General features: G+C 47.3%; 15 protein-coding genes. 10 read left to right on the forward strand and 5 right to left on the reverse strand.

All coding sequences use genetic code 11. From position 1 onward, the window contains the following. The first annotated feature begins 7 nt into the window (after positions 1-7). Positions 8-664, forward strand: a complete 657-nt coding sequence (gene pdxH / locus FTU67_RS08775) for a pyridoxamine 5'-phosphate oxidase (RefSeq protein WP_005180791.1) — start codon at positions 8-10, stop codon at positions 662-664. After that, the gene (gene recJ / locus FTU67_RS08780) at positions 665-2,368 is read left to right on the forward strand and encodes a single-stranded-DNA-specific exonuclease RecJ (RefSeq protein WP_180061636.1); all 1,704 of its coding nucleotides are present in this window, start codon (positions 665-667) and stop codon (positions 2,366-2,368) included. A gap of 51 nt (positions 2,369-2,419) precedes the next feature. Here the strand turns inward: recJ and FTU67_RS08785 are convergent, their stop codons facing one another. Beyond that, entirely contained in the window at positions 2,420-3,220 is an 801-nt protein-coding gene (locus FTU67_RS08785) for a putative porin (protein ID WP_180061637.1), read from the reverse strand. Between the two features lie 172 nt (positions 3,221-3,392). Further along, a complete protein-coding gene (locus FTU67_RS08790) occupies positions 3,393-4,169 on the reverse strand; it encodes a putative porin (protein WP_163140941.1) in 777 nt (258 codons plus the stop codon). A 514-nt stretch (positions 4,170-4,683) separates the two neighbouring features. Between FTU67_RS08790 and prfB the strand changes: the two genes are divergently transcribed. The 5 genes from prfB to FTU67_RS08815 all read left to right on the forward strand — a co-directional run bounded on the left by prfB (position 4,684) and on the right by FTU67_RS08815 (position 9,664). After that, positions 4,684-5,779 (forward strand): peptide chain release factor 2 gene (prfB, locus tag FTU67_RS08795; RefSeq protein ID WP_104470758.1). Its coding sequence is split into 2 segments (ribosomal slippage): positions 4,684-4,755 and positions 4,757-5,779, totalling 1,095 coding nucleotides; the frame shifts between segments, so codons are not numbered across the junction. 166 nt (positions 5,780-5,945) lie between these two features. Beyond that, a complete protein-coding gene (locus FTU67_RS08800; protein WP_104489264.1) occupies positions 5,946-6,245 on the forward strand; it encodes a helix-turn-helix transcriptional regulator in 300 nt (99 codons plus the stop codon). Positions 6,246-6,290: 45 nt separating this feature from the next. Next, positions 6,291-7,370, forward strand: coding sequence for an alkene reductase (locus tag FTU67_RS08805; protein WP_180061638.1), 1,080 nt, complete (start codon positions 6,291-6,293; stop codon positions 7,368-7,370). Positions 7,371-7,476: 106 nt separating this feature from the next. Further along, positions 7,477-8,757 (forward strand): 3-deoxy-D-manno-octulosonic acid transferase, encoded by a 1,281-nt coding sequence (locus FTU67_RS08810; protein WP_180061639.1) that lies wholly within the window; start codon positions 7,477-7,479, stop codon positions 8,755-8,757. A gap of 196 nt (positions 8,758-8,953) precedes the next feature. Then, positions 8,954-9,664 (forward strand): 16S rRNA (uracil(1498)-N(3))-methyltransferase, encoded by a 711-nt coding sequence (locus tag FTU67_RS08815; RefSeq protein WP_168398218.1) that lies wholly within the window; start codon positions 8,954-8,956, stop codon positions 9,662-9,664. On the opposite strand, the gene FTU67_RS08820 is transcribed toward FTU67_RS08815, so the two are convergent. Further along, positions 9,650-10,621: a mechanosensitive ion channel family protein gene (locus tag FTU67_RS08820; RefSeq protein WP_016658753.1), complete on the reverse strand. Its 972-nt coding sequence runs from the start codon at positions 10,619-10,621 to the stop codon at positions 9,650-9,652. The genes FTU67_RS08815 and FTU67_RS08820 overlap by 15 nt on opposite strands. Positions 10,622-10,963: 342 nt before the next feature. Between FTU67_RS08820 and acs the strand changes: the two genes are divergently transcribed. Together acs and FTU67_RS08830 are read left to right on the forward strand one after the other, a co-directional pair. Beyond that, entirely contained in the window at positions 10,964-12,907 is a 1,944-nt protein-coding gene (gene acs, locus FTU67_RS08825) for an acetate--CoA ligase (RefSeq protein WP_180061640.1), read from the forward strand. Positions 12,908-13,043: 136 nt separating this feature from the next. Continuing rightward, entirely contained in the window at positions 13,044-14,222 is a 1,179-nt protein-coding gene (locus tag FTU67_RS08830) for an acyl-CoA dehydrogenase family protein (protein ID WP_127801060.1), read from the forward strand. A gap of 226 nt (positions 14,223-14,448) precedes the next feature. Here FTU67_RS08830 and msuE read toward each other — a convergent pair whose 3' ends face one another. After that, positions 14,449-15,180 (reverse strand): FMN reductase, encoded by a 732-nt coding sequence (gene msuE, locus FTU67_RS08835; protein ID WP_180061641.1) that lies wholly within the window; start codon positions 15,178-15,180, stop codon positions 14,449-14,451. A gap of 375 nt (positions 15,181-15,555) precedes the next feature. Between msuE and FTU67_RS08840 the strand changes: the two genes are divergently transcribed. Next, positions 15,556-16,206 (forward strand): response regulator transcription factor, encoded by a 651-nt coding sequence (locus tag FTU67_RS08840; RefSeq protein ID WP_005180757.1) that lies wholly within the window; start codon positions 15,556-15,558, stop codon positions 16,204-16,206. Positions 16,207-16,271: 65 nt separating this feature from the next. Here the strand turns inward: FTU67_RS08840 and FTU67_RS08845 are convergent, their stop codons facing one another. Continuing rightward, complete coding sequence (locus FTU67_RS08845; protein ID WP_005180752.1) at positions 16,272-17,039, reverse strand: hypothetical protein; 768 nt, start codon at positions 17,037-17,039, stop codon at positions 16,272-16,274. Positions 17,040-17,050: the final 11 nt, after the last annotated feature.

Consider the following 17,050-nt stretch of genomic DNA (forward strand, 5'->3'; position numbering starts at 1 on the left):
AGTATAGATGTCTGATTTAATTAAAGACTTAAGTGAATTACGTTTAAGCTATCAAAAAGGCGAGCTGCATGAGTCAGCCGCTTTGGCTGATCCACATCAGCAGTTCTTAAACTGGTTTAATCATGCGCTGGAAATTAAACTGCATGAACCTTATGCCATGTCTTTGGCTACAGCCAATGCGCAGGGCCGTCCGCATGTGCGTACCGTGCTACTGCGCGGTGCAACCGAACTTGGTTATGATTTTTATACCAACTATGACAGCCAGAAAGGCACCGACTTACTGGAAAATCCTTATGCGGAATTGCTGTTTTACTGGCCGGAACTGGAACGCCAGATTCGGGTTAGCGGCCGGGTGAGTAAAATTCCGGAGGAAGAGTCGCATCTGTACTATAACAAGCGTCCACGTGACAGCCAGATTGCGGCGCATATCAGTACCCCGCAAAGTGGTGTGATTGCCAGCCGTGAAGCGTTGCAACAGCGTTTTGCACAGCTTGCTGCCCAGGTGGGTGAGCAGGATGTACTGAGCAAGCCGGAATTCTGGGGCGGTTATCGTCTGGAACCGGATTATTATGAATTTTGGCAGGGGCGCCCGAATCGTTTACATGACCGTTTAAGTTATGAAAAAACCGATGGGGCATGGACACTGCAACGACTGATGCCTTAAATGTCGAATATACAGATTAAACAACGACCTTTTCTGACACGCCCTGAAAGTTTTCAGGGCGTGACGCCGTTGATTGCCCAGATTTTGGCGCGACGTGGTGTGCAATCCGAGCAGGAACTGGAACTGAAGCTGAAACACTTGCTGGCGCCGACCATGAAAGGGCTGGATCAGGCCATTCAGCTTCTGGATCAGGCCATTGACGAGCACAAAGAGATTGTCATTGTCGGTGATTATGATGCCGATGGTGCCACTAGTACCGCCTTAATGGTACTGGCCTTGCGTGAATTGGGTGCCAAAGTGCAGTATCTGGTGCCGGACCGGTTTAAATATGGGTATGGCCTGACCCCGGCAATTGCCGATCTGGCCTTTACCCGTTTTCAGCCTGATTTATTAATTACCGTTGATAATGGTATTTCCAGTCATGCCGGCGTGGAACGGGCGCAAGCACATGGTATGCAGGTTATTATTACCGACCATCACCTGACCACCAAAGCTACACCAGCGGCGGATGCCGTCGTCAATCCAAACCAGCTCGGCTGCGAATTTCCGAGTAAAGCGCTGGCTGGCGTCGGGGTGGCATTTTATGTCTTGGCCAACCTGTCCAGCTATCGTAAAAAACAAGGCAAATCCAGTTCCAATCTGACCCAATATCTGGATCTGGTGGCCTTGGGCACCTATGCCGATGTGGCCAGTCTGGACTATAACAACCGTATTCTGGTGGATGCCGGACTGAAAAAAATCCAGCAACATCTGTGTCGGCCGGGAATTTCAGCACTGCTGGATATAGCCGGACGAGAGGCAGCCAGCCTAAAAGCCCAGGATTTAGGTTTTGTGTTGGGACCACGGATTAATGCCGCGGGTCGAATGGAAACCATGGATATTGGCATTGAATGTCTGCTGGCCAATGATGCACAAACTGCTTATCGCTTCGCTGAACAGTTAAACCAGCTAAATGTAGAACGCCGTCAGGTTGAAGGGCAGATCAAGCAGGAAGCATTGCAGGAACTGGAAAAAATTCAGCTCGATGCAAGTGAACTGCCTGCGGCCTTAATCATGTTTGAGCCGCACTGGCATCAAGGGGTGATTGGTATTGTCGCAGGACGGCTGAAAGAGCAGTTTCATCGCCCGAGTATTGTGTTTGCGGCTGATGAAGATGGTATTCATATTAAAGGTTCGGCGCGTTCCATTGATGGCATTCATATTCGTGATGCGATTGAACAGGTAGCCGAGCAGTATCCGCATCTGGTCAGCCATTTTGGCGGACATGCGGCCGCGGCCGGACTGACCATTCAAAAAGCCCATTTTCAGGAATTTAGGCAGATTTTTGAACAGCTGATTGCCAGCATGGACCCTGAGCTGTTTCAGGCCACCTTATGGACCGATGGCGAATTGCCGGTAGAAGATTTTCATCTAGACACTGTGCATACCTTGCAGCACTTGGCGCCGTGGGGGCAGAAATTTCCACCGCCAATTTTTGAGGGACAATTTCAGATTGTAGATTATCGCTGGTTAAAGGATAGCCATTTAAAGCTGCGTCTGGCTTTAAATAACGGGCAGGTATTAGATGCAATTGCTTTTAGTGCCAAAGATAAATTTGCATTTGACCCGATGCAGGATAGCGTGCATTTGGTCTATGAGCTGGAACGCAATGAGTTTAATGGCAATGTCAGCCTGCAAATGCGGATTATCCATTTAGAACAATAGGCCATAAAAAACCGCTCGAGTGAGCGGTTTTTTGACTTTTAATCGGAATGATTAGAAGCGGAAAGTACCATTGATACCAAACGAGTCAATACCGTCAGTTGTGTGGTAATTTACACCTGCTGCAATAGTTGGCGTAAAGAATTTTTGAGCTTTAATACCGAACAGTGTATCTGAACCATCTGCAGTAGAATCAGCAATAGATAGACCTACACTGAGAGTTGGATCGATATAAAGATCAGCAGCTAAGCGATAAGTTGTTTCATCGCCAATATAAGTTAAACCTTCAAAATTGGTAAAATGATTGCCAATTTGAGTCACGTATTTGGCACGTAAAGATAATGCAGTGTCATCACCTACAGTAACTGCATTTGAAAGATTTGCGATGAAGCCATAGTCTGCTACTTGAACTGGATCTACGCTTTCATTTGCAGCACCTACTGCTAATAACAAGCCATTAATTGGTAGGTAACCTACTTCAAGCGCATAACCGGTATTATCGTCACCTGCAAAATCAACTTGGTTAATAGTACCGCTTACATAAAATTGAGTATTTGGAATATAAAACTCACCACTTACACCAAACACATCAATATCTTCATCGCCATCACCGCTTGCATTTGCATAACCTAAGCCAATATTACTTGCTTTATTTAGGAAAGCCGCTTCTGCAAGTGGAGAGTTCTTAACTTGAACATCATTTAAATAATATTTTCCATTGATGAAAAATGTATCTAGATCCCCAAGGTTATCGATATCAGTGTTTTCATACCCTACATTAAGTTCAGCTTGGTAAGCATGTGCAGTTCCTAGGCTGGCAAGAAGTGCTGTAGCAAGAGCAAGTTTCTTCAACATTTAGATTTTCTCTCTTTGTTATAAAAATATGACTGTTTTATGAACAGTTGTAACAAATTGTACAGTTTATATTCGTTCAGTCAATGTGCAAAAACTACCTAAATGCTTCTTATCAGTGCAAAAAACCCATCCGAAGATGGGTTTTTTTACGATTTATGCGTTTCTATACAGATTAGAAGCGGTATTTTGCTGCTACACCAAAGCGGTTGTAGTCGTTGCTACCTGCTTCACCGAAACCGACACGACCTTCAAGGCTGACTTGTGGGGTGAAGAATTTACGGGCATTGATACCAAACTCGCTGTTGTCGTTCAGATCATTGTTGTAATAATCTGCGCCGATACTCAGGGTTTTATCAATGTAGTAATCTGCTGCTAAGTTATATTCGTCCAGATCACCGAACGCTGCACCGGCTTCAAGGTTAATGTCTTTACCATTGCTTAAAGTGGTGACATATTTGGCACGTAAGGTAGGGTCTACACCGTCGTCATAGTCATTGTCCCAACCTTTCACACCTGCGGCAATTAACAGACCTGGTGCTGGTAAATAACCTACTTCGGCACCATAGGTGGTTAAGTCATTGTCAAAGTCATCATTGTCTTTTAAATCATGACCATTGACATTACCGCTCAAGTAGAAATCTGAGTTTGGTACAAAGTACTCAGCGCCTACGCCATAACGATGCGCTTCACCATCACCGACTTCATCATATTGATATTGCGCACTTACGTTGCTGGCACGATCAAGGAAGGCTGCTTCTGCCAAAGGCGCATTACGCGTTTGAACAGGGTTAAAGTAATAGGTACCATCTACACCAAAAGAACCACTTGTGCCGCCATGATCTGGATCAATTAATCCTGCAGAAGCACCAATTTCAGCTTGGTATGCATGTGCTGTACCTGCGACTGCGAATACAGATAAAAGTGCTGAAGCAATTGCTAGTTTTTTCATGGATCTTACCCCTCTGAAATCAGGTTGACTGTTTAATTTTTTGTTACAACTTCAGTCTAGGCCAAATAAAATTTTGGTCAATCCAGCAAAAGTTACCGCATTGTTTCAGCTGTAATATTGTGTAATTGATTAATTTTAAGATATTGATAAATAATAGAAAATAATTAATGTTTTGTTTTATTAAAAGTATGGAGATTCTGTGAATTTAGGTCAATTTGTATAATTTTTGCGCTGTATTATAAGTTATGATGCGGCTTTGTAAAACCCTTTTGCGAAAGATGAAAAATTTCATTTTTATCAATTTGAAAGCCAAGAACGGGCAATTAAACCGAATTTTAAATGCGTTTTTTTCTTGATCTTTCTTCTAGTTTGCTGGTCTCTGTAGGTTGTGCCCATCATGGCCGTCTAAGTTTATATCCCTCATTTTAGTTGAGTGGATGCAGGCGCCTCTTACTCCTGATTGGCTCTATGCTACAATACACGGGTTTTATCGATATTTTTTGAGAGCATTCACGTGGAAATTAATCCTTATCTAAACCAGCTAAAAGACTTGAACGAACGTGGTCAAACACTACGGGGGTATCTTTGACTACGATCTTAAAAAAGAGCGTTTAGAAGAAGTTCTCCGTGAATTGGAAGATCCGGCCATCTGGAATGACCAGAACCGCGCCCAAGCCATGGCCAAAGAAAAAGGCGAGCTTGAGAACGTTCTGAATGTATTAGACGGTCTGGCAACACAGCTCGAAGATGCGCAGGCAATGCTGGATCTGGCGGTGGAAGCCGATGAAGAAGCCATGCTGGAAGATGTGCAGGCCGAATTGAGCGCCGCTGAAGAAGAGTTGGCAAAACTTGAATTCCGCCGGATGTTTAACAATCCAATGGACCCGAACCCGTGCTATGTCGAAATTCAGGCCGGTTCTGGCGGTACCGAAGCACAAGACTGGGCTTCAATGCTACTGCGTATGTATATGCGCTGGATTGAGCGTCATGGCTTTAAGGCCGAGCTGATGGAAGAATCAGACGGTGATGTGGCCGGGATTAAATCTGCGACTATTCGTGTAGAAGGCGAGTATGCTTATGGCTGGTTGCGGACTGAATCGGGTGTCCATCGTTTGGTGCGTAAGTCACCATTTGACTCGGGTAACCGCCGTCATACGTCATTCTCTGCAGTGTTCGTTTCACCTGAAGTAGATGACAATATTGAAATTGAAATCAATCCGTCAGATGTCCGTACCGATACCTATCGTGCATCGGGTGCTGGTGGTCAGCACATTAACAAAACTGACTCTGCCGTGCGTTTAACCCACATTCCAACCGGTATTGTGGTGGCCTGTCAGAACCAGCGTTCACAACATGCCAACCGTGACCATGCCTGGAAACAGTTACGTGCCAAACTCTATGAACTGGAGATGAACAAACGTAACGAAGCTGCGCAAGCGCTTGAAGATTCCAAGTCAGATATCGGCTGGGGCAGCCAGATCCGTTCTTATGTATTGGATGACTCGCGGATTAAAGACCTGCGTACCGGTGTCGAAAACTCCAACACAGGTGCAGTGCTGGACGGTGATCTGGACAAATTTATTGAAGCGAGCTTAAAGCAGGGGCTTTAAGCCGCTGGCAATAAAAAAGTATCAACAACAAGGCACTAGTAGTGTAAAACTAATATATCTAAAAAAATCGATATATAAATCGAAAAAATACGATATATTGGATAGGAACACTGAATAGTGCTTTGTTGCGTTCCTTGAACACAGCCTGATGCGACGTGCCTGAATTATGGATATTGATTTAATTTTTAAAGCCTTAGCCAATCCGACGCGCCGACAAATCTTGCTCTGGTTAAAACATCCGGAACAGTTTTTGTCAGAAGAGCAGTGCGGCGGCTTTCAACGTGGCGTCTGTGCCGGCAATATCGAAAAACTCGGTAAGGTGTCGCAGTCAACCATGTCCAATCATTTATCTGTGTTACAGCAGGCCGGTTTAATTCAGGCTGAAAAACATGGTCAATGGTCCTATTTCTCCCGCAACGAAGCCCTGATTCAGCAATATATTGAATTTTTAGAAAGCTCACTCTAAGACAAAACAGCATCTGTTTGGTCGCGTGCAGCTACAGAGGCATCTATGGCAGAACTGAATAATCCCTTAACCCTGGGTCAACTCCAGTTAAAAAATCGTGTGGTGATGGCACCCTTAACCCGTAGTCGGGCTACGGATGATCGCGTTCCGACGGCATTAATGGCGGAATATTATGCCCAGCGTGCCAGCGCCGGTCTGATTATTTCTGAAGCCACAGTCATTTCTGAAGAAGCCAATGGCTATTTAAATACTCCGGGCCTGTTTAGCGATGCTCAGGTTGAAGGCTGGAAGCGGGTCACCCATGCAGTGCATGAGCGCGGAAGTTTAATTGTGGCGCAGTTATGGCATGTGGGCCGGGTGTCGCATCCCGATTTACTTCAAGGCGAAACGCCAGTGTCTGCCAGCGCTGTGCAACAGGCTGGTCATGTCAGCTTGCTGCGTCCAAAACGTCCTTATGTGCTGCCACGTCCGCTAGAAATTGCTGAAATTCACGCGATTACTGCGCAATATAAACAGGCAGCGATACGTGCCAAAGACGCCGGTTTTGACGGGGTAGAACTGCACGCGGCCAATGGCTATTTAATTGACCAGTTCCTGCAAAGCAAGACCAACCAGCGTGAAGATCAGTATGGCGGTTCAGTTGAAAACCGTGCCCGTTTCTTGCTGGAAGTGGTGGATGCCTTGATTGAGGTCTGGGGTGCCGGTCGTGTGGGTGTACACCTTGCACCGCGCGGTGATGAGCATGATATGGGCGATGATGATCCACGTGAAACATTTGGCTATGTGATGCAGGAATTGGGTAAACGTCAGATCGCGTTTTTCTTTACCCGTGAATATTTGGCAGAAGACAGTATTTCCGAGTATATGAAACAGCGTTCAGGTGGTGTTCCCTACATTGCCAATATGCGTTTAAGCCGTACCGATGCGATTGAACTGCTGGCTTCGGGCAAAGCCGATGCCGTGTCTTTTGGTAAGGCTTATATTGCCAACCCGGATTTATATGAACGTCTACTGGATGATGCACCGCTAAATGATTTGCAGCTGGAAACCATGATTGGGGTGCAGGGTGCAGCAGGCTATACCGATTATCCAACTCTGGCTGAAAGCGTGGTGAATGCCGACTAAAGCAGCCGCGTTGTTGCTTTGCTTTTTTATTTGGAGCCATATCCATTAACATGCGGATAGGGCTCTGTTATATTCTCAGGGCAAAAAATCAGTTTGAGGCATCTCTTTGGCTACTCCGTTTTGGTATAACGCAGCGTTATCTGTTCTAAAACCGTTGTATCGGTCGCGTATTAAAAAGCGGGCCGAGAGTGAAGCGCAGTATCAGCAGGAAATTGTAGAGCGTTTCGGGCCATTTCAGCCGCCGAAAAATCTGCAGGCGATCTGGTTTCATGTGGTCTCGGTGGGAGAAACCAACGCGGCCCAGCCTTTAATTGAACATTATTTAAAAGCCGGTCATCCGGTGCTGGTCACCAACACCACCAAAACCGGACAGGCACGGGCTAAATCTCTCTTTTTAAAAGCACCGTATGAGGCGCTGTTTCAGGCAGTGTATTTACCAGCTGACCAGAAACATCTGATTCGGGATTTTTATCAGAAATATCAGCCGAAATTATTGCTGTTGATAGAAACCGAGCTGTGGCCGAACCTGATTGATCAGGCCAAAAACTTCCATGTGCCATGCCTGTTGCTAAATGCACGGCTGTCTGAAAAATCGGCCAAAGGCTATGCCAAAGTCTCCGGCCTGACCCGGGCGATGTTGCAGGGTTTGACGCAGCTGTTGGTGCAAGATCAGGCCTCACATAGCCGCTTTGTGGCACTGGGTGCAGCTGCTGAACAGACCCAGATGGTGGGCAGTATTAAATTTGATATTAGTGCACCGCCTGCTTTTATTGAACAGGCCAAAATGTTGCAGCAGGACTGGCAGCTGACAGGCCGTAAAGTGATCACACTGGCCAGCACCCATGCTCCAGAAGAAAAAGACGTACTGGCCGCGTTAAAACCAGCCTTGATGGCAGATCCGGCACTGGTCTGTATTGTGGTGCCGCGCCATCCGGAACGTTTTGATGAGGTCTTTCACGCGGCACAGGCTTTGGATTTACGTACCCAACGCCGCAGTTTGGGACAAACTATTGAAGCGGATACCCAGGTCTATCTGGCCGATTCAATGGGCGAAATGTGGCTCTGGTACGGTCTGAGTCAGGCCTGTTATGTTGGCGGTTCTTTAAATGAACCGGGTGGTGGGCATAATATTCTGGAGCCGATAGCGTTGCATGTGCCGACTATTCTGGGTAAGAATTATTTTAACTTCCAGACCATTGTCGATGAGTTTGTCGACGCTCAAGCGGTGGTGGTGGTAGAGAATGCTGAACAAGCGGCACAGACCATGCTGGAGATCTTATCGGATTCCTCCAAAGCACTGACTTTAAATACTGCAGCACAAAAGATTATGCAGCAGAATCAGGGTTCACTGGCAAAGCATATTTCGGTGATTGATCAATATCTTTGATGATATTCTGATGGGTAAAGAAGCTGATTTTCATGGATTTACGAGATCAGATTCAAACCGGGCCTTCTCTTTATAGATTTAATAGCAGGAGCTCTGCTTTCTTTTACTTTTGTTTTGGTAAAAGGAGTCCTGCCTCGGACCGTTGTGGATGACGTTTCCGCCTATCCAGTGATGGATTTGTTGAGTTATTTTTTTTATGAATATTGTCCTTCTTGATCCTCGCCAAACTGAATCTGAACTGTGGTCGATTAGTTCAACGCGGCAGTTAGCGCATTTGCAACAGCATCTGGATATTCAGGTTGGTGATACCCTGAAAGTTGGGATTCGTGAAGGCAAACGGTATCTCACGGAAATTATCGAAATTACAGAAAAAACGGTTCGTCTAAAACCGTTAAAAGAAGAAGCTGTGCCAGCGAAATTGCCAGTGACGCTGATTGTGGCTTTACCACGTCCGAAAGTGCTGCGCCGTTTAATTATGGATGCAGTCACGGTCGGGGTGGAAAAAATTATCCTGATGCATAGCTATCGGGTCGATAAAAGCTACTGGCAGACGCCATTTTTACAGCAGCTGGAGCATTATATTGAACTGGGGCTGGAGCAGGCCGGCGATACCATCGCACCAAAAGTTGAACTGTACAAACGCTTTAAACCCTTTGTTGAAGATGTTTTACCGGGTCTGATTAGCGCCGATTGTCCCGCCTATGTGGCACATCCCTATGCAGAGATGCGCATGCCCGCCGCGATTCAGCACCCGTGCAGCATTGTGATTGGGCCGGAAGGTGGTTTTATTCCTTATGAGGTCGATCTTTTGATACATAACGGCTGCCAGGCGGTGAGTCTGGGCAACCGGATTATCCGTACAGAAACCGTGATTCCGTATGTGCTGGGACGTTTATTTAGCCTCTGAGCTGTCTGCCACCGATGGATCACCACGATAGACTTTCACTTCCTGCACCGGGTAAGGAATGGAAATGCCCTGTTCGGCAAAGCTTTGAATGACTTCTTCCTGAATTTTACTGATAGATGCCGCGCTATTGGTTTCGCTGGTATTAATCCACCATTGCACGCGTAAATTGACCGAGAAATTGGCCAGCGCATCGACATTAACGCTAAATTCCGGCTGGGTCAGAATGGTCGGGTCACGTTTCAGAATGCACATCACCAGATCTTTGGCTTTCTGAATGTCATCTTCATAGCCAATGCCGACCACAAATTCGCAGCGGCGGCGTGGAAAGGCAGTATTGACAGTAATGGCGCTGGTATAGACCGTGGCATTGGGAATCACAATGCGGCGACCATCGGCCGAGCGTAAAAAGGTGGCGCGAATCTGGATATCTTCGACCGTACCTTCTAATCCATTCACCAGAATGCTGTCGCCAATCTTAAAGGGCTCACCCAGTAAAATCAGCACGCCGGAAAGCAGGTTCTGGAAAATATCCTTAAAGGCAAAGCCAATGGCAACCGAACCAATCCCGAGGGCGCTCATCAGCTGGCTTGGGGTAAAACCAGGAATGGCAATCACCAGACCAATTAAGAAACCGAAGAAGATAATCACCGAACTGCCGACCCGGTTCAGTACCAGCACCAGATTCTGCCGGGTATAACTGCGGTTGGATAAGGTTTTTTTCACAAAAAACTTAAACAGCTGGGCAATCAGCCAGAAAATCAGAATCACACCAAGCGCGATCAGGAAATAGGGCACACGCTCCCAGAAGCCTTCCATGATTTTATCAATAGCAGAATAAGCATCATTGTATTTATGGGTATGTTCAATGACTTTCTGGGTGGTTTTTTCCGTGGCCTGTTGAATCAGCTCGGAAGTTTCTTGGGTGACTTCGCCCAGTTGGGTTTTTTCTTCAGCCACGAATCTGCCAGTCCTCAGCAATAAAATTGTATTTTGCCTGAAATCCGCCCGGATTTTAATAAACATTCTGCAAGCGTGCTGCCGATTTTTGCAAAGTACACTGCGGTTTTGACTGCAAGCGGGTGGTTTTTATAGATAAATCTACTGCTTTTATACTGAAAAGTACGACAAAGACATTGAATCTACTGGTGTATCTGTGCTTAAAATTAAATCAATCGCTACGACCAAAGCATGATTGTGGTGGAGAAAAAATAAGCGTCATACTGCTGATATGCAGAAATAAAAATCAAGAATGTGGCATACATCTCGTGATGAGATGAGAGAAGATCAAGGAAGTATAATATGAATGAGATCTATCCTGTACCCGAAGAATTTAAGAAAACTGCGCGTACCAACGAGGCAGAATATTTCGAACGTTATCAGCAATCCATTCAACAACCCGACGAGTTCTGGGCCGAGCAGGCCAAGCGTCTGGACTGGATTAAACCGTTTACCCAGGTCAAAAATACCAATTTTGATCCGGACAATTTCAAGATTGAATGGTTTGCCGATGGCCAGCTCAATGTCAGTGCCAACTGTCTGGACCGGCATTTAAAAGAACATCCTTATAAACCGGCAATTATTTGGGAAGGTGACCATCCTTCACGGCATAAAATTATTTCCTACCGTGAGCTGTACGATGAAACCTGCCGCTTTGCCAATGTGCTGAAGAAAAATGGCGTCACCAAAGGCGACCGCGTAGTGCTGTATATGCCAATGGTGTCCGAGGCTGCCATTGCCATGCTGGCCTGTGCCCGGATTGGCGCGGTGCATTGTGTGGTGTTTGGTGGATTCTCTCCAGATTCGCTGGCTAGCCGGATTGAAGACAGCCAGGCCAAACTGGTGATTACCGCAGATTCGGCCATGCGCGGCGGCAAGCCGATTTATTTAAAGGCCAATGTCGATCAGGCCCTTACTGTGGCCGGTACCGAGTCGGTGCAAAACGTGATTGTGGTCCACCGGACCGGTAACCCGATTGAAATGAAAGCCGGGCGTGACCTGTGGTATCACATGGAAATCATGACGGTCAATGAAATTTGCCCGCCTGAGCCAATGAATGCCGAAGACCCGTTATTTATTTTATATACTTCCGGCTCGACCGGTAAGCCGAAAGGGGTGCTGCACACCACCGGCGGTTATCTGACTTATGTCAACAGTACCTTCCGTGAAGTGTTTGATATTAAACAGGATGATGTGTTCTGGTGTACCGCCGATGTCGGCTGGGTGACCGGGCACTCCTATGTAATTTACGGGCCATTATCGAATGGCACCACCACAGTGATGTTTGAAGGGGTGCCGCAATATCCGACCTGGGCGCGCACCGGGCATTTGATTGATAAACACAACGTCACGATTTTATATACCGCACCCACTGCGATTCGCGCCATGATGCGTGAAGGCGACAGCTTTGTACGGGAAAGTGACCGCAGCAGTCTACGTCTGCTTGGTTCGGTTGGTGAACCGATTAACCCGGAAGCCTGGAACTGGTACTACACCGTGGTTGGTGAAAGCCGCTGCCCAATTGTGGATACCTGGTGGCAAACCGAAACCGGCGGGATTCTGATGTCGCCGCTGCCGGGCGCAACGCCACTGAAACCGGGCTCGGCCACGCGTCCGCTGTTTGGGGTACAACCGGCCCTGGTCGATGCTGAAGGTAATGAGCTGGAAGGTGAAGCCGAAGGTAACCTGATTATCAAGGATTCCTGGCCAGGGCAAATGCGCACCATCTGGGGCGATCCGGCTCGCTTTATTGAAGCCTATTTTGCCACCTATCCGGGCAGTTACTTTACCGGAGATGGCGCGCGCCGCGATAAAGATGGCTATTACTGGATTACCGGCCGGGTCGATGATGTCCTGAATATTTCCGGACACCGCCTAGGCACGGCTGAAATTGAAAGTGCGCTGGTGGCACATGATGCAGTGGCTGAAGCCGCGGTGGTGGGCATGCCGCATGATATTAAAGGTCAGGGCATTTGTACCTTTGTTACCCTGCAAGCCGGCGTGACAGAAAGTGATGAGCTGCGTACCGAACTGGTCAACTGGGTCCGGAAAATTCTGGGACCGGTGGCCACTCCAGATGCGCTACATTGGGCGCCGGCCTTACCAAAAACCCGTTCTGGTAAAATCATGCGCCGGATCCTGAGAAAAATTGCCGCCAATGAGCTGGATAGTCTGGGCGATACTTCGACCTTGGCAGAACCACAAGTGGTGGATCAGCTGATTGCCACGGTGCAAGCCAGCCGTTAAAAAATAAATATTAAAATACCGCCTCTCGCAGGCGGTATTTTTATGCTGAAAGCCGTGTAGCATAGATAGACCAGAAGCGAGCACAACAGCCCGCTCCACCCACAGTATTACGATTGATCAAGGATATGATTTTTAGATGAACCCGACTACGACCACTGTTTTAGACCCGCTGGAAATTGCCCGGCAACTGGCCCGCCAGTTTGCCCAGACCGCTGCTGAACGTGACCGGCAGGGCGGTAATCCCAAAGCAGAGCGTGATCTGATTCGCCGTAGCGGTTTGCTGAGTTTATCAATTCCGACAGAATATGGCGGGCAGGGTGCCGCCTGGTCGACTATATTTAAAACGGTCCAGATTTTGGCACAAGCGGACAGCTCCTTGGCGCATGTCTATGCATTTCATCATTTACTGATTGCCACCGTGCAGCTGTTCGCCCAGCCCGCACAATATCAGCACTGGTTGCAACAGACAGTTCAGCAGCAGCTGTTTTGGGGCAATGCCCTGAATCCGCTGGATCGGCGTACCACGGTCACACCGGTTGCAGATTCTGAATATCTGTTTCAGGGCGATAAAAGCTTCTGCTCCGGTTCGGTCGATTCAGACCTGTTGCTCTGTTCCGGTTATGATGCGACCGGCAGGCTTTTGATTGCGGTGATTCCGAGTACCCGGAGTGGTGTCCATTTTCTGGGTGACTGGCACAATATGGGACAGCGCCAGACCGATAGCGGCACGACCCATTTTGAACAGGTGCGTGTTCATCAACATGAATTGCTGCTGAATCCCGGACCGCTAAGTACGCCTTATGCCAGTTTGCGGCCGCTAATTGCACAACTGATTTTTGTGCATCTGTTTTTGGGTGTGGCCGAAGGGGCATTTGAAACCGCGATTCAGAGCGTGCAAGGTCAAAAAGCCTGGTCCAAATCTCGGGTCGAGCAGGCGGTGGATGACCCGTTTATTCAACGGCATTGCGCCGAGTTTTATCTGCAGCTGGAAAGTGTCCGGCTTTTGGCAGATAAAGCCGTGCAGAGTGTGCAGCAGGCTTGGCGCATCGGACCGGAACTCACGGCTGAACAGCGCGGTGAAGTAGCGGTGGCCATTGCTACGGCCAAAATTGCCTCGACCAATACCTCTTTATATATTACCGAGCAGATGTTTCAGGTAATGGGCGCACGGGCCACCACCGCCCAGCTGAATCTGGACCGTTTCTGGCGCAATGTGCGTACTCAGACCCTGCATGATCCGGTAGATTATAAATATCAGGAACTGGGTGAATGGGTGCTGACTGGCAAAGTGCCAGATCCCAGTTTTTATTCTTAGGACTAAAACCGCTTCATTCTCATTTCATTGAGTCAGATAAAATGAAAAAATCCCTCAAGCCGAGTCTTGAGGGAAAAATAAGGGGCCTGTTGTTGTGTTTATTTGATCCGGCATTGCAGCGATGTTTCGCTGCAAGCTTGCGGACCCAGGCTGCTGCAAGCCTGAATCCGCAGGATCAATGGCCAAGACTACACTCGGAAGAAGGGGATGCCAGCGGGTCAGCAGATTACGCCACTTGAGGTTTGACCTTGTTCTGATGCAGACGCGATTCTGCTGCATCCAGATTAGGTACTGCAGCAGAAGGTAGTACTTCATCCTGCTCAATCTGTTTATTAATGCCCAGGTTCTGGTTGGCCTGCTGGGTTTTACTTTTCACCACTTCGGCGCGCTGGCCTTTGGCCGGTGCCCATTCCAGAATGGGCAGGGCGCGTGCCACAGCCAACGTAATCCGGTCACGCAGGGCCTCGCTATGGATGGTGTATTCCAGGGTAAAGTCACGGTCTGTGGCATAGACACCAATAGGCAAGGTTTGCGCCTGGAAAAAGCTGAATAACGGACGCAGCTGATGCTCCAGTACCAAGGCATGGCGGTCACTACCCCCCGATGCCGCCAGTAATACCGGTACATCTACCAGCGCAGTCTGTTCGACAAAATCAAAGAAATGTTTGAATAGACCGGTAAAGGAGGCGCGATATACCGGTGTACCGACAATTAATGCATCCGCTGCTTCAACGGCAGCCAGATCATCCTGCACGCGCTGTGGTAACTGCTTGCGGTAAATGGCACCGCCCAGCAAAGGGGCAATTTCACTGAATTTAATAAAATGCACCTGAATCGGGGTGGCTTCGCCCAGTTCATCAGTAATGGCTTGCACCAAAGCTTCGGTTTTAGACGGATGATTTAAGCCGCCCGATACTGCGACAATATTGAGCGGTTTGGTTGAATTGAAAACAGACATAGGCTTACCTGAATTGTGGTTGATCTCGGAATGTCTGTTATTAATCAATAGTTGAATTACCCTGTAAAATAAGCAAATACAGAAAAGTTATCTGTTTTTCAGATAACTTTAAAATGAGCAATTAATAACTAAATTTAATGAAATAAATAATTGAAATTTATACTTATATGCGACTCAGATAAGCATCTGAATCAGGCTGATAAATGTTATATCAAAATCAGATTTCCTAACTCAGATTTAAGAAAATGTAAGAAAATATGAATAATCGGACAAAAAATCTCGTTTAAGCCAAAAATAGTTCACTCTTGCATATCCTTAACTGCATTTGTATGGGTAGAATAGGAGCCATTGTGCACAAGATCTCTCACGTCACTTATGAATATTTTAATCGTTGATGATCATCCGCTGTTTCGTCATGCTTTAATTCAGGCTGTACGCTATAGCTTACCGCAAGCTCAAATTCATGAAACTGCTGCAGTCAATGAATTCTATGAACGTTTAGAAAAAGGACCTGAACCTGATCTTGTTCTCCTCGATTTAAATTTGCCAGGCGCTTCGGGTTTCTCGGCGCTGGTGCATGTGCGTGCACAATATCCTTCAATTCCGATTATTGTGGTGTCGGCACATGAAGAAGTGTCGATTATCCAGCGTGCCATTGCGCATGGTGCCATGGGTTATATTCCAAAATCTGCCCACCCAAGCCATATTGGCGAAGCGATTCGTCAGGTGCTGGAAGGCGAAATCTGGTTACCGCCAAACCTGCCGGCCAATGTCAATTTTGACCCGCGTGCTGCCGATGAAACTGCACTGGCAGAGCGGATTCAGTCCTTAACGCCGCAGCAGTTCCGTGTGTTGATGATGGTGGCTGAAGGCTTGCTGAATAAACAGATTGCCTATGAACTGGATGTTTCTGAAGCGACCATTAAGGCACACGTGACGGCGATTTTCCGTAAACTGGGCGTACAAAACCGTACCCAGGCGGTATTGGCGATTAATGCGCTGAATATTGAAGAAAAGAAAATCTAAATATTGAAAAATATATAAAAAGGACATCAAATGATGTCCTTTTTGTTTTGCAGATCGGCTAAGGCTTAAGCCAGACAATCCTGTTTCGGTGTGGCATCGGTACAGAACAGCGGATTCAAAGCGCATTGCAATTCATCAATCTGTTCCTGAGTCACATAGTCCTGAGATTTTAAGTAGTCGGCAATACGGTCATCGCGCAGGCTTAAAAATGCCGGATCATAGACGCCTAAATCGACAAATAGCGCGGCAGTTTCCAGACTGTTAAAACGGTCCAAATAGACATCATTGCCATACATCAGGAAGATATGATCTTCATGGGAATGAATATCCACACCTAAACGCTGTGCCAGTTCATGCGGCGGGGTTTTGATAAACAGTAAATCGGACAGTTCATCAAACTGGCTGGTATCGAGTTCGGTTTTATCGGTTTTGACTTTGCCGAGCCAGGCTTTAAATACCAGGACCGCACCACCGCGCAGCAGCATGCTCCAGATCTGGTGACGGGTGGTGGCACCAAGACAGTCACATTCAGTTTCCAGCGAACGCAGCAGTTTCTGTTCCTGTTCAGACAGTTTTTCAAACAGGCCCAGTCCTTGTGGTTTATAGGCTGCCGGACTAAATACATCAAAATGCAGTTCATCAAAGACCTGTAAGGCCAGCGGTACAGCGGTTTGATAAATGGTATTCAGGGCTTCAATATGCGCATGTTCTAATTTGCTGTGCTGAAACAGGGTTTTCCAGTCGATGGCCGGCAACAGGGCATTGGCGCCATACTGACGGTGAAACTGTTGGTTCTGCTCATGACCTTGCTGTACTGCGCTTGAAAGACTCATCAAAAAACTCC

This window comes from Acinetobacter sp. YH12132 (assembly GCF_013418645.1).
GTDB lineage: Bacteria > Pseudomonadota > Gammaproteobacteria > Pseudomonadales > Moraxellaceae > Acinetobacter > Acinetobacter indicus.

What these genes read in the sequence shown, in the direction of transcription:
- FTU67_RS08785 (WP_180061637.1), bottom strand. Translation starts at nt 3,220, where the DNA reads ATGTTGAAGAAACTTGCTCTTGCTACAGCACTTCTTGCCAGCCTAGGA.
- FTU67_RS08815 (WP_168398218.1), top strand. Translation starts at nt 8,954, where the DNA reads ATGAATATTGTCCTTCTTGATCCTCGCCAAACTGAATCTGAACTGTGG.
- pdxH (WP_005180791.1), top strand. Translation starts at nt 8, where the DNA reads ATGTCTGATTTAATTAAAGACTTAAGTGAATTACGTTTAAGCTATCAA.
- FTU67_RS08800 (WP_104489264.1), top strand. Translation starts at nt 5,946, where the DNA reads ATGGATATTGATTTAATTTTTAAAGCCTTAGCCAATCCGACGCGCCGA.
- msuE (WP_180061641.1), bottom strand. Translation starts at nt 15,180, where the DNA reads ATGTCTGTTTTCAATTCAACCAAACCGCTCAATATTGTCGCAGTATCG.
- acs (WP_180061640.1), top strand. Translation starts at nt 10,964, where the DNA reads ATGAATGAGATCTATCCTGTACCCGAAGAATTTAAGAAAACTGCGCGT.
- FTU67_RS08830 (WP_127801060.1), top strand. Translation starts at nt 13,044, where the DNA reads ATGAACCCGACTACGACCACTGTTTTAGACCCGCTGGAAATTGCCCGG.
- FTU67_RS08845 (WP_005180752.1), bottom strand. Translation starts at nt 17,039, where the DNA reads ATGAGTCTTTCAAGCGCAGTACAGCAAGGTCATGAGCAGAACCAACAG.
- recJ (WP_180061636.1), top strand. Translation starts at nt 665, where the DNA reads ATGTCGAATATACAGATTAAACAACGACCTTTTCTGACACGCCCTGAA.
- FTU67_RS08805 (WP_180061638.1), top strand. Translation starts at nt 6,291, where the DNA reads ATGGCAGAACTGAATAATCCCTTAACCCTGGGTCAACTCCAGTTAAAA.
- FTU67_RS08790 (WP_163140941.1), bottom strand. Translation starts at nt 4,169, where the DNA reads ATGAAAAAACTAGCAATTGCTTCAGCACTTTTATCTGTATTCGCAGTC.
- FTU67_RS08840 (WP_005180757.1), top strand. Translation starts at nt 15,556, where the DNA reads ATGAATATTTTAATCGTTGATGATCATCCGCTGTTTCGTCATGCTTTA.